General features: G+C 63.8%; 11 protein-coding genes. All 11 read left to right on the plus strand.

Annotated elements, in window-relative coordinates; genetic code table 11:
• Positions 1–101: 101 nt before the first annotated feature.
• The 11 genes from MKZ91_RS16555 to MKZ91_RS16605 all read left to right on the plus strand — a co-directional run bounded on the left by MKZ91_RS16555 (position 102) and on the right by MKZ91_RS16605 (position 12,781).
• Positions 102–872, plus strand: coding sequence for a helix-turn-helix transcriptional regulator (locus MKZ91_RS16555; protein ID WP_442892306.1), 771 nt, complete (start codon positions 102–104; stop codon positions 870–872).
• A gap of 244 nt (positions 873–1,116) precedes the next feature.
• Positions 1,117–2,112 (plus strand): sugar-binding transcriptional regulator, encoded by a 996-nt coding sequence (locus tag MKZ91_RS16560; protein ID WP_442892299.1) that lies wholly within the window; start codon positions 1,117–1,119, stop codon positions 2,110–2,112.
• A 117-nt stretch (positions 2,113–2,229) separates the two neighbouring features.
• Positions 2,230–3,675: an ABC transporter substrate-binding protein gene (locus tag MKZ91_RS16565; protein WP_336172137.1), complete on the plus strand. Its 1,446-nt coding sequence runs from the start codon at positions 2,230–2,232 to the stop codon at positions 3,673–3,675.
• Between the two features lie 202 nt (positions 3,676–3,877).
• Positions 3,878–4,801: a carbohydrate ABC transporter permease gene (locus tag MKZ91_RS16570; RefSeq protein WP_336172139.1), complete on the plus strand. Its 924-nt coding sequence runs from the start codon at positions 3,878–3,880 to the stop codon at positions 4,799–4,801.
• An 11-nt stretch (positions 4,802–4,812) separates the two neighbouring features.
• Positions 4,813–5,670, plus strand: a complete 858-nt coding sequence (locus tag MKZ91_RS16575; protein WP_336172140.1) for a carbohydrate ABC transporter permease — start codon at positions 4,813–4,815, stop codon at positions 5,668–5,670.
• A 3-nt stretch (positions 5,671–5,673) separates the two neighbouring features.
• Positions 5,674–6,792: an ABC transporter ATP-binding protein gene (locus MKZ91_RS16580; protein ID WP_336172141.1), complete on the plus strand. Its 1,119-nt coding sequence runs from the start codon at positions 5,674–5,676 to the stop codon at positions 6,790–6,792.
• On the plus strand, positions 6,789–7,913 hold the full coding sequence (locus MKZ91_RS16585) for an ABC transporter ATP-binding protein (RefSeq protein ID WP_336172142.1): 1,125 nt from the start codon (positions 6,789–6,791) through the stop codon (positions 7,911–7,913). The genes MKZ91_RS16580 and MKZ91_RS16585 overlap by 4 nt, the downstream gene beginning before the upstream one ends.
• Positions 7,913–9,490, plus strand: coding sequence for an FGGY-family carbohydrate kinase (locus tag MKZ91_RS16590; protein WP_336172145.1), 1,578 nt, complete (start codon positions 7,913–7,915; stop codon positions 9,488–9,490). The genes MKZ91_RS16585 and MKZ91_RS16590 overlap by 1 nt, the downstream gene beginning before the upstream one ends.
• A complete protein-coding gene (locus tag MKZ91_RS16595) occupies positions 9,487–10,524 on the plus strand; it encodes a 2-hydroxyacid dehydrogenase (protein WP_336172147.1) in 1,038 nt (345 codons plus the stop codon). The genes MKZ91_RS16590 and MKZ91_RS16595 overlap by 4 nt, the downstream gene beginning before the upstream one ends.
• 11 nt (positions 10,525–10,535) lie before the next feature.
• A complete protein-coding gene (locus MKZ91_RS16600) occupies positions 10,536–11,198 on the plus strand; it encodes a class II aldolase/adducin family protein (RefSeq protein WP_336172149.1) in 663 nt (220 codons plus the stop codon).
• Between the two features lie 68 nt (positions 11,199–11,266).
• Complete coding sequence (locus MKZ91_RS16605) at positions 11,267–12,781, plus strand: glycerol-3-phosphate dehydrogenase (protein WP_442892301.1); 1,515 nt, start codon at positions 11,267–11,269, stop codon at positions 12,779–12,781.
• Positions 12,782–12,790: the final 9 nt, after the last annotated feature.

Below are 12,790 nucleotides of genomic sequence, written 5' to 3' on the forward strand. Positions count from 1 at the left end.
TTTCCACGCAGATCAGCTTGTGTGAGGAGTATACCCTTGAAGCTAATAGCATCGGCCTGGGGAGCGGTTTGAGCGTCGATCTCGAAGGATTTTTTCAGGTCATGGCGCCGCTGGTGACGGGCGCGCCGCTGGAGGACGAGGCCGTCGGCACCGCCTATCGGCAACTGATGTCGACGCTGATGACCTTCGACTACGCGGTCGTCTTTGCCTATCGTGGCAAGGAGCGGCCGATCGATCTTTACAGCACCTTCAATGCCAAGGACCACGTTCTCTTCGTCAGCCTATACCAGGCCGGGCCCTATCTGCTCGACCCGTTCTACCACGCGGCGTCAAAGGGTGAGCCGGGGGTATGGCGGATGCGGGAATTGGCGCCCGACCGGTTCTTCTCCTCGGAATACTACCGCACCTATTATGTCCAGACGGGGCTTGCGGAGGAGGTCGGCTTCTTCGTGCCGGTCGACGAGCAGATCACCGTCGTGCTGTCGCTCATGCGGCGCGAGGCGACGGGGACGTTCAGTGCCGCCGAGTTTGCACTGTTGAAAAAGGTCGAGCCGCTGGTCTCGGCGCTGGTGCGCCACCATTGGGCGGGGCTCGGCCGCCGCTTCGATGCGGCGCTGGCCAAAACCGGGCGTAGCAAGCGCAAGGCGACCCATCCGCCGGCTGATGGCGTCTGGCAGCACCTGAACCTCACGGACCGGGAAGCCTCGATCATCGAGTTGGTGCTGCAGGGCCATTCGTCGGAATCGATCGGTCTCCGGCTCGGCATCTCCACCGGCACGGTCAAGGTTCACCGCCGCAACGTCTATCGCAAGCTCGGCATTTCCTCGCAGACACAGCTTCTGTCGCTGTATCTGAGAAACCTCGGGCAATAGTCCGGCGGGCCGTAAACCGCTGACGGTCGGCCGTGCGCGGGCGCCGCTTGTTTCCGCTTTTAAACAACGCACGGTCTCCGATGCCTCTGCCGGGAGCGGCTGCCATTGCGTGCAGCTTTTGTGACCGTTCAACCGCTTCTCCACAAACGTGATCATGCGCATCGTCGATCCTATTGACATTTTTTTCACTCCATGAAATTTCTTTCATCAACAGATAAAAATATCATGCGGTGCAAAAAATATCATGCAGCGCAGCAAGGGGCGGGTGGAGACAATGGCGATTGGTGGGACGGGCATTCGTGACGACGAGACCAGCATGGCGACGCGGGCGGCCTGGTTGCACTATGCCGGCGGCCTGACCCAGGCCGAGGTCGCCAAGCGCCTGGGGCTGACTTCGCTCAAGGCTCACCGGCTGATCATGAAGGCCAACCAGGAAGGGCTGGTGAAGGTCTATATCGACGGCGAAGTCTCCGAATGCGTCGAACTCGAGCAGACGCTTTCGGCCCGCTACGGCCTCGACTATTGCGAGGTGGTGCCGGACTTCGATTCCGACGAGTTGCCCTTGAAGGCGCTCGGCATTTCCGGCGCGCAATTCCTGAAGCGTGAGATCGAGCGCGGCGAAACGGCGCTGGTCGGCGTCGGCCATGGCCGCACACTCGCGGCTTGCGTCGAATATCTTCCGCGCATGGCAAGCGGCAATACCCGCTTCGTCTCGCTGCTCGGGGGTCTCACCCGCAAGTTCTCGGCCAACCCGCATGACGTGATCCACAGGCTTGCCGAGCGCACCGGGGCCGAAGCCTATGTCATGCCGGTGCCGTTCTTTGCCAACACCGTCGAGGACCGCGACGTGCTCTTCAGCCAGCGCGGCGTGCGCGAGGTCTTCGATCTCGCCAAGACCGCCGATCTCTTGATGGTCGGCATCGGCACCGTCGTACGCGAGGCATCGCTGGTTTCGACCGGCATGATCGAGACCAGCGAGATCGAGGACATCCAGAAGGGCGGGGCGATGGGCGAGCTGCTCGGCCACTTCTTCGACGGGCAGGGCCGTCCGGTCGAAACGGCGCTTTCGGACCGGACCTTCACACTCAGCCGCGAGGACCTGAAGAACCGCCGCACGGTCGCGGTTGCCGGCGGCAAGATCAAGGTGCCGGCCATCCGGGCGGTGCTGGCAAGCGGGCATTTGAGCGGGCTGATCACCGATGAGCGGACGGCGCGGGCGCTTGCGGCCGACGGCGCATGAGGCGCCGAGACATTCGAGGCCATGAGGGCAGGGAGGATCTGCTCACGGCCTTAACGGGAGGAATACCGGTGGGGTAGCCGGCAGTCGCAATCATACCCGCAACGGAGGAGAAGACGGATGTACGAGAAGGAGAAGGACCTCATCAGCGCATTCCTGCGTGGGGAGGTGGACCGCCGCGGCATGCTCAAGGGATTGGGCGCTGCAGGCCTGAGCGTCGGCACGGCCGGCACGTTGTTCAACATGATGTCGACCCAGGCGCTCGCCGCCGACTTCGACTGGAAGGCGCATTCCGGCAAGAAGCTGAAGCTGCTCTTGAACAAGCATCCTTACGCCGATGCGATGATCGCCAACCTGCAGACCTTCAAGGATCTGACCGGCATCGACGTCACCTATGACGTGTTTCCGGAAGACGTCTATTTCGACAAGGTGACGGCGGCACTGTCGTCCGGCTCGGCCGAGTACGATGCCTTCATGACCGGCGCCTACATGACCTGGACCTATGGTCCGGCCGGCTGGATCACCGACCTCAAGGAATGGATCAACGATCCGGCCAAGACCAACCCGCAATATGCCTGGGACGACTTCCTGCCGGGCGTGAAGAACTCCTGCGCCTGGAACGGCCAGCCGGGCGGGGCGCTCGGCTCCGACGACGCCAAGCAGTGGTGCATTCCGTGGGGCTACGAGCAGAACAATCTCTCGTTCAACCAGGCCATGTTCGACAAGGCCGGCGTTGCCGTTCCGAAGAACATCGACGAGCTTTCGGCGGCAGCTGCCAAGCTCACCAAGGATGTCGGCGGCGGTGTCTATGGCATCGGCGTGCGTGGCTCGCGCTCCTGGGCGACGATCCATCCGGGCTTCCTCTCGGGCTACGCCAACTTCGGCCAGAAGGACCTGAACGTCGGGGCAGACGGCAAGCTGACGGCGGCGATGAACACCGCCGAATCCAAGGCCTTCCACGCCAAATGGGTATCGATGATCCAGGAGAGCGGCCCGAAGGACTGGTCGACCTATACCTGGTACCAGGTTGGCACCGATCTCGGCGCCGGCGCATCGGCCATGATCTACGATGCCGACATTCTCGGCTACTTCATGAATGGCGGCGACAACAAAATGGCCGGCAAGCTTGCCTATGCGCCGTTCGCGGCCAATCCGGCCGCTTCCGCCCCGACGCCGAACATCTGGATCTGGTCGCTCGCCATGTCCAATTTCTCCAAGGACAAGGACGCGACCTGGTACTTCCTGCAATGGGCGACCGGGCTCGAGCACGCGATCTTCGGCGCGACGAAGATGGACTTCGTCAACCCGGTCCGCGCCTCTGTCTGGAAGGACGAGATGTTCCGCGAGCGGCTGAACAAGAGCTATCCGGGTTATGTGGAAATGCACGACGTTTCGGCGCCGGGCGCAAAGATCCACTTCACAGCGCAGCCCCTGTTCTTCGACGTGACGACCGAATGGGCAGCAACGCTGCAGAAGATGGTCGCCAAGCAGGTGCCGGTCGACGAAGGTCTCGACCAGCTTGCAGAAAGCATCAACCGCCAGCTCCAAGAGGCGGGTCTCGGCTGATAGGCCTCCCAAGTGATGCCCGGCGTCTGCTTGGCGCCGGGCATCCCGAGATGCCGGCCGCGGCTGGCCTGTGACGATGCCCTCGGCCAGGATTTTCGGGGGACCGCACCGAATTCAATCCGAGATGCCGAGGGACTGGCGCGGCGCCTGAGGGCTCCCGCGTGCCGCGTGCTCTTTCAAAACTTCAGGAACGGAGCTCGACATGGCTTCAACAGAAACCCTCAAGAGACCGGCCTCCGGTTTCAGGATCAGCAGGAAGATGCTTCCCTATGTGCTGAGCCTGCCGGCGCTGCTGGTGTGCATTGGCATCCTCATCCCGTTCTTCACGGCGGTGGTCTATTCCTTCCAGCGCTACCGGTTGAGCCAGCCCTGGGCGCGCCAGTTCAACTGGGGCGAAAACTACCTCAACTTCTTCACCGACCCGGCCTTCTGGAACACACTCAAGGTATCGCTCCTCTATGCCGGCCTGACCGTGACGCTGGAACTGCTGCTCGGGCTCGGTATCGCGCTGCTCCTGCAGCGGCGTTCGACGGTCAACAACTTCATCTCGATCATGCTGCTTCTGCCGCTGATGATCGCGCCGGCGCTGGCCGCCTTGATGTGGAAGCTGATGACCAATCCGAGCTTCGGCATCCTCAGCTATCTTGCGAGCCTGATCGGCCTCAATGATTTCCGCTGGGCGTCATCGCCGGACACGGCGCTCTTGACCGTCGTGCTCGTCGACATCTGGGTCTACACGCCCTTCATCATGATCCTGCTGCTGGCCGGCCTGCGCTCGCTGCCGACGCAGCCTTTCGAGGCGGCGGCTCTCGACGGCGTGCCGCGCAGCTTCGTCTTCTTCCGCATCACCCTGCCGATGCTGACGCCCTATATCCTGACGGCGACGCTCTTTCGGCTGCTCGACAGTATCCAGCAGTTCGACATCATCTATGCGATGACGCAAGGGGGGCCTGGCAACACGCTCACCGTCTTCCAGGTCGAGGCCTATCTCAACTTCTTCCAGTCGACCAATGTCGGCCGTTCGGCAGCGCTTTTGATCATCCTGTGGGCGATCACCTACACGCTGTCCAACGTCTTCATCAAGAACTGGCTGCGGCTGCGCGAACGCGCTCGCGGCGAAGCTTAAAGGGGGTTCCGATGGAAACCATGTCTCCGCTCGAACGGACCTTACGCGGTCTCGCCCTCACGCTCGTCGTCGTCTTCTTCATGTTCCCGATCTTCTGGATCTTCCTGATGTCGTTCCAGACGAACGAGACGATCCTGGCGATCCCGCCGTCGCTGGTGTTCTCGCCGACCTTGTCGAACTATGCGGCGCTGATCACCGGCAAGCTGCAGACGGCGGCCGGAACGCTCGACATCGCCTTCATGAGCAATCTCGGCAACTCGATCTTTTTGTCGGTCGCCTCGGTCGCCGTGTCGCTGGTCCTCGGCGTGCCGGCGGCCTACGCCTTTGCCCGCCACAAGTTCAAAGGCTCGGAAGACATCGCGTTCACGCTTCTGTCCTTCCGCTTTGCGCCGCCGCTCCTCGTGCTGCTGCCGCTGACGCAGTATTTCCAGTGGCTCGGCCTTTCCAACACCTATGTCGGGTTGATCTGGGTCTACCAGCTGGTCTGCCTGCCGCTCATCCTCTGGATCGTGCGCGGCTATTTCGAGGACATCTCGGCCGACGTTGAATATGCCTATCGCATCGCCGGTCATTCCTGGTTTGCGACTTTCCGCAAGATCGCGCTGCCGCTTGCCGGACCCGGCATTGCCGCCGCCGGCCTGCTCGCCTTCATCTTCGCCTGGAACAACTTCGTCTTCGCGCTGGTGCTGGCGTCCGCCGACAAGCAGCCGGTGACGGTCGGCGCGCTCGCCTTCGTCACCTCCTCGGGCATCCAATACGGGCAGATCGCCGCCGCCATCGTGCTTTCGGTCACGCCGACGCTCGCACTTGCACTCTACGCCCAGCGCTACCTCGTCGAAGGCCTGTCGCTCGGCGCGGTGAAGGGATAAATCATGACCACGCTGCAACTGAAGAATATCGTCAAGCGCTACAAGAGCCAGACGGTTCTCGACGATCTGACGCTCGACGTCGCCGATGGCGAGCGGCTGGTGCTCTTCGGCCCGTCCGGTGCCGGCAAGACCGTGCTGCTGCGGCTGGTGGCCGGTGTCATCGAACCGGACGAGGGCCGGGTGCTGATCGGCGGCGAGGACATGAGCGATGTCGATGCCGAACATCGCGGCGTCGGCATGGCCTTCCAGAACTTCGCGCTTTTCCCGCACATGAGCGCCTTCGACAATATCGCAAGCCCGCTGACGGCGACGAAATCATCGAAGGAGAAGATCGCTGCCGGCGTGCAGAAGGTGGCGAAGCTGCTCAAGATCGACCACGTGCTGAGCCACCATCCGAAGGCGCTTTCGAACGGCCAGAAGCAAAGAACGGCCCTTGCCCGTGCGCTGGTCGGCTCGCCGCCGCTGCTTCTGCTCGACGATCCCTTGCGCAACGTCGATGCCAAGCTGCGCTTCGAGATGCGGCTGGAACTGCCGCGGCTGCTTGCAGCGCAGGGCGCAACGGTCGTCTACGTTACCCAGGACTACAAGGAAGCGATGGCGCTCGGCGACCGGATCGCCGTCATGGCCTCAGGCCGCATCCGCCAGATCGGCACGCCGCAGGAGATCTACACCGCGCCCGCCGATATCGAGATCGCCCGGCTCTTCGGCGACCCGACGATCAACCTGCTCGATGTTACGCCGCAGCGCGGCGGCGAGGGGGTCTTTGTCGAGCTTTCCAATGTTCGGGTTCGGCTCGCCGATTATGGCTCCGATGTCGTCGGCAGAGAGTGCGTTCTCGGCCTGCGCCCGGAGGCGATCAGCTTTGTCGATGCCGCGGCACCTGGCGCGATCCCGGTGACGGTCGAGGCGGAAACGCCGCTCAACGAAAAGACCGTGACGCTGGCGCTGACGGCGCGTGGCCGCGAAATCCTGGTGTCGCGACCGGCCGGAACGCCTGGTCCGACCGCAGGACCTGCCCATATTGCCGTCCATGGCACCCAGGCCTTCCTCTTCGACCGGGCAAGCGGCACCCTGCTGCCGCGCGCCGACCTCGCAGCCAAGCGCAATGGAGAAGCGGCATGACCGACACCGCCCTTCTGATCAAGGACGTCGACAAGTTCTACGGGCCCGTCGACTTCGGCGTGCATGCCGTCAAGAAGCTGAACATGGATGTGAAGAAGGGCGAGATCATCGCGCTGCTCGGCTCGTCCGGCTGCGGCAAGACCTCGACGCTGCGCATGATCGCCGGCTTCGAAGCCGTGTCGCGCGGCACGATCTCGCTTGCGGCCAAGGAGGTCCACACCCTGCCGCCGGTGCGCCGCAACGTCGCCATGGCGTTCGAGGGATACTCCCTCTATCCGCCGCTGACGGTGCGCGAAAACATCGCCTTTGCGCTGAAGGCCTCGAAGCTCTCTCAAGGTGTCGTCGACGAGAAGGTGGCGGGTATCGCCAAGCTGCTCGAGATCGAGGACATTCTCGGACGCTATCCGAGTTCGATCTCCGGCGGCCAGCAGCAACGCGCCTCACTCGGCCGGGCGCTGATCCGCGACGCCAACCTGCACCTGCTCGACGAGCCGATGGGGCAGCTGGAGCCGCAACTGCGGGCGCTGCTGCGCGGCCGCATCAAGCACTTCATCAAGGAACGCGGGCTGACGGCGATCCTCGTCACCCACGACCAGACCGAGGCCAATGCGCTTGCCGACCGCATAGCGGTCATGGAAGGCGGGGTGCTGCAGCAGTTCGATACGCCGCAGAAAATCAAGGAGCGGCCGGCCAATCTCTTCACCGGCACCTTCGTCGGCGAGCCGCCGATGAACGTCTTCGAGGCGAGTGTCACCGGTTCCGAAAGCAGGATGGACTTCGGCCTCAGGGACGGCGTGCGGCTCGAATATGCGGCTTCGGATTTCTCGCATGCGGTGCGCGACGAGCTCATCAAGCGGCAGAAGGTGGTGCTCGGCATCCGCCCCTATTCCGTGCGGCGTAGCGCCGATGGCGTCACCGGTCGCGTCGCCGTCAACCAGTGGCTCGGCGACCAGACCCACATCGCGGCGGATTTCGCCGGGGGGACCATGGTGCTGGTCGAGCACGACCGCACTGAACTGGATGTCGGCCAGCCGATCGGCATCCATCTCGACCCGTCGAGCCTGCATGTCTTTGACGGCGAGAGCGGCCGGGCGATCAGCCATGGACAGGAGCTTGCCTGATGCGGGATATCCTCATCGGCATCGATGCGGGAACGTCGGTCATCAAGTCGGTGGCCTTCGACCTTGCCGGCCGGCAGCTCGGCATGGCGGCGCTGCCGAACGCCTATGAGGCGGTCGGCCGCGCCGGCAGCGTCCAGGATCTGGAGCGCACCTGGAAGGATGCGGCGGCAACGCTGAAACAGCTTTCCGAGAAGATCGAAAATCTCGCCGGCCGTGTCGCTGCGATCGCGGTGACCGGGCAGGGTGACGGCACCTGGATGATCGACCGGGACGGCGCGCCCGTCGGCAAGGGCTGGCTCTGGCTCGATGCGCGCGCCGGCGAGACGGTCGAACGGCTGCGCGGCGACAGCGGCGACGTTGCCCGCTTCGAAAGCACTGGCTCAGGCCTTGCCGCTTGTCAGCAGGGTCCGCAGCTGCGTTGGATGCGCGACCATGCGCCCGAGATGCTCTCGGGCGTCGCCACCACCTTCCACTGCAAGGACTGGCTTTATTTCAAGCTGACGGGCAAGCGCGCGACCGACCCGTCCGAGGCGAATTTCAGCTTCGGCAATTTCCGCAGCCGCAGCTACAACGACGACGTCATCGCCTTTCTCGGCCTCGATAAGCTCAAGCACGTGCTGCCCGAGATCGTCGATGGGGCAACGACCCATCACCCGCTTTCTGGCGAAGCGGCGAAAGTAACAGGGCTGACTGAGGGCACGCCCATCGTGCTCGGTTATGTCGATGTCGTCTGCACGGCGCTTGGGGCCGGGCTCTATGATCCGGACACCGATACCGGCTGCTCGATCATCGGCTCGACCGGCATGCACATGCGGCTTGCCAATGGCGCCGATGACGTGCGGCTCAACCAGGATCTTACCGGCTACACCATGTGCATGCCGATCCCGGGCGCCTACGCCCAGATGCAGTCGAACATGGCGGCGACGCTCAACATCGACTGGATCCTGTCGGTCGCGTCCGGCCTGCTGAAGGGCATGGGGGTCGAGAAATCGAAGAGCGAACTGCTTGCCCATGTCGACGGCTGGCTGACGGACGCGAAGGATACATCGCTGATCTTCCAGCCCTATATCTCGGAGGCCGGCGAGCGCGGGCCGTTCGTCGACGCTTCGGCGCGCGCCTCCTTCGTCGGGCTCTCGGTCACCCACGGCTTTCCCGACATGGTGAAGGCGGTGTTCGACGGCCTCGCCATGGCCGCGCGCGATTGCTACGCCGAGATGGGGCCGTTGCCCGGCCGCATCCGACTGACGGGCGGTGCCGCCCGCAGCGCCTCGCTCCGCCGCATCCTCGGCGCCGCTCTTGGCGCCAGCGTCCAGACGAGCGAGCGCGAAGAGGCGGGTGCCGCCGGTGCTGCCATGATCGCCGCCGTGTCGCTCGGCATCTACCCGTCGATGGCCGATTGCCTCGGGGACTGGGTCACCCCTTATCAACGCCCGGCGGAGGCGCCCGACCCGGCGCTCAAGCGCCGCTTTGACGAACTCTTCCCCGCCTACAAGCAGTCGCGCGCAGTGCTCAGACCCGTCTGGCACGCACTCTCCCAAGGTGCAGCCGCGGTAAATCAACAGGAAAGACCGAAATGAAGAAGATAGCCATTATCGGCGACCGGTTCATGCTGCCGGACGTGTTTCGCGACAAGATCGTCGAGGCGACCGGCAACGGCCATGACATCCGCACGCTTGAGCTGCCCTGGCCGGATGTGCCGATGGAACATGGCTATGCCGTGGAAGGCATGGATGGGTTGAAGGAATACCTCGGTAAGCCGGACGACATTATCGAATTCATCGGTGACGCGGAAATCCTGGTGACGCAGCTGGCGCCACTGTCGCGGGGGATGCTTGAAGCGCTGCCCGGTTTGAAGCTCGTCGCTGTGTCGCGCGGCGGCCCCGTCAACATCGACATGGGGGCGGCGCGCGACGCCGGCGTTCGTGTCGTCAATACGCCCGGACGCAACGCCAGCGCGGTTGCCGAGTTCACGCTCGGCGCGATCCTCGCCGAAACACGGCTGATCCGCAGCGGGCACGAGGCGCTTCGCAAGGGCGAATGGCGCGGCGATCTCTATCGCGCCGACCGCACCGGCCGCGAGCTCTGCGAAATGACCGTCGGCGTCATCGGCTACGGCAATATCGGCACCAAGGTGGTGCGCCTCTTGCGCGCCTTCGGCACCAAGGTGCTGGTGCATGACCCCTATGTGCAGCTCTCCGTCGACGATCTCAACGCCGGCGTCGAACAGGTCTCGCTCGACGATCTTCTTTCCCGTTCGGACCTCGTGACGCTGCATCCGCGCGTGACCGAGGAGACGGTGAACATGATGAATGCCGAGACCTTTGCCAAGATGAAGCCCGGCGCCATCTTCGTGAACACGGCTCGCGGCCCACTCTGCGACTACGAGGCGCTCTATGACAACCTGGTGAGTGGTCATCTCGCCGCGGCGATGCTTGAGACCTTTGCCGTCGAGCCGGTGCCGGAGGACTGGCCGCTGCTCCAACTGCCGAACGTGACGCTGACGCCGCATATCGCTGGCGCCTCGGTGCGCACCGTCACCTTTGCTGCCGAGATGGCTGCCGAGGAAGTGCGCCGCTACATCGCCGGCCTGCCGCCGGTCAATCCGTGCTGAAGGAGATGATCATGAGCGAACGCGAACTGCGCCAGTCGATCGTCGACCACTGCCGCCACATGAATGCGATCGGCCTTAACCAGGGCACGTCGGGCAACATCAGCGTGCGCGATGGTGACACCATGCTGGTGACGCCATCGGGCATACCCTATGCCGAAATGACGGCAGAGATGATCGTCGCCATGCCGCTTGAGGGCGAATACGGCGCCTGGGCCGGGCCGAAGAAACCTTCGGTCGAATGGCCTTTCCACCTGGATATCCTGCGTGCCCGGCCGGAAGTCGGCGCCGTCGTGCACACCCACGCGATGTACTCGACCATCCTCGCGATCGCCCGCAAGCCGATCCCCGCCTGCCACTACATGATCGCGGCCTTCGGCGGCAGCGACGTGCGGGTCGCCGACTACGAGCGTTACGGCACCAAGGCGCTGTCGGAAAGCGTTTTGAGGGCACTCGATGGCCGCAGCGCGTGCCTGATGGCGAACCACGGCATGATCGCGACCGGCAGCAGCCTGGAGAAGGCAATGTGGGCGGCGGTCGAACTCGAGACGATCGCCAAGCAATATTACCACACGCTGTTGATCGGCGGCCCGGTGGTGCTGCCGGAGGCGGAGATCGCCGGCGTGATCGAAGCTTTCTCGACCTATGGCCTTCAGGACAAGACGAAGGCGGCTTGAGGCATGGCTCAGAAAAGGTGCGAAACGGTTTTCCGTCCGGAATGCCCGAATACCAAGGAGGAACGACGGTGAATCCTCAGGCCGGAGTGTATGATCTGCTTGTCGTCGGGGGCGGCGTCAATGGCGCGGGCATCGCGCGTGATGCGGCCGGGCGGGGGCTCTCGGTCCTGTTGTGTGAGAAGGACGACCTTGCCCAGGGCACGAGTTCGCGCTCGGGCAAGCTGGTGCATGGTGGCTTGCGCTATCTCGAATACTACGAGTTCCGTCTGGTGCGTGAGGCGCTGATCGAGCGCGAAGTGCTGCTCAAATCCGCGCCGCACATCATCTGGCCGATGCGCTTCGTGCTGCCTCATAACCCAGAGGACCGTCCGGCCTGGCTGGTGCGCCTGGGGCTTTTTCTCTACGACCATCTCGGCGGTCGCAAGCGGCTGCCGGGCACCCGCAGCCTTGATCTGGCAACCGCGCCTGAGGGCGCGCCGATCAAGCGTGAGTACCGCAAGGCGTTCGAGTATTCGGACTGTTGGGTGGATGACGCGCGTCTCGTGGTTCTGAACGCGCTCGACGCCCGCGCCCGTGGCGCCCGCATCTTGACGCGCACCGCCTGCAGCGCCATCCGCCGCCGCGACGGGCTCTGGCACATCGAAATGACCGACACCCGGACGGGGGCGAAGACCGAGGCGAAGGCACGCTGCGTCGTCAACACCGCCGGGCCCTGGGTCAACGACGTCATCGGGCGAATCGGGGGCCTGAACTCCAGCCGCAACGTGCGCCTGGTGAAGGGCAGCCATATCGTCGTGCGGAAGTTCTGGGAGGGGCGGCAGGCCTATCTCGTCCAGAACCCGGACAAGCGGGTGATCTTCATAAATCCCTACCAGAACGACCTGGCACTGATCGGTACGACCGATATTCCCTATGAGGGGCGTCCGGAAGATGTCGCCGCCGACGACAACGAGGTCGGCTACCTCCTGAAATCGGTGAACCGCTACTTCAAGCAGCAACTCACGCCCGACGACATCGTCTACAGCTTCTCAGGCGTACGCCCGCTCTATGACGACAACGCCGAAAACCCGTCGGCCGTCACCCGCGACTACATCTTTGAGGTGGATGCGCCCGATGGCGAGGCGCCGCTGCTTTCGGTCTTCGGCGGCAAGATCACCACGTTCCGCAAGCTGTCCGAACACGCGCTGGAGCGGCTGAAGCCCTTTTTTCCAAAGATGGGAACGGCCTGGACGGCGAGGGCACACCTGCCGGGTGGAGACATGGCCGAGGCCGACTTCGAGCAGTTTCTCGCCGATCTCAAGGCACGTTACCGCTTTCTGCCGGCCGATCTCGCCAAGCACTATGCACGGCTCTACGGCACGCGCACGCATGCGCTTCTTGCCGGAGCCGCATCGCTCGATGATCTCGGCCCGGTGCTCGGCCCGCTCTTTCGTGAACGCGAAGCCCGTTTCCTCATCGACAACGAATGGGCGCTCACGGCCGACGACATTCTCGACCGGCGAACCAAGCACGGCCTGCACATGACACCGGCCGAACGGCAGGCCTTTACCCATTGGCTGGAACGCCAGCAGGCAGCCGCCTGAAGGAGACGA

It is taken from the genome of Ensifer sp. MJa1 (assembly GCF_037026475.1).
Taxonomy (GTDB): domain Bacteria; phylum Pseudomonadota; class Alphaproteobacteria; order Rhizobiales; family Rhizobiaceae; genus Ensifer.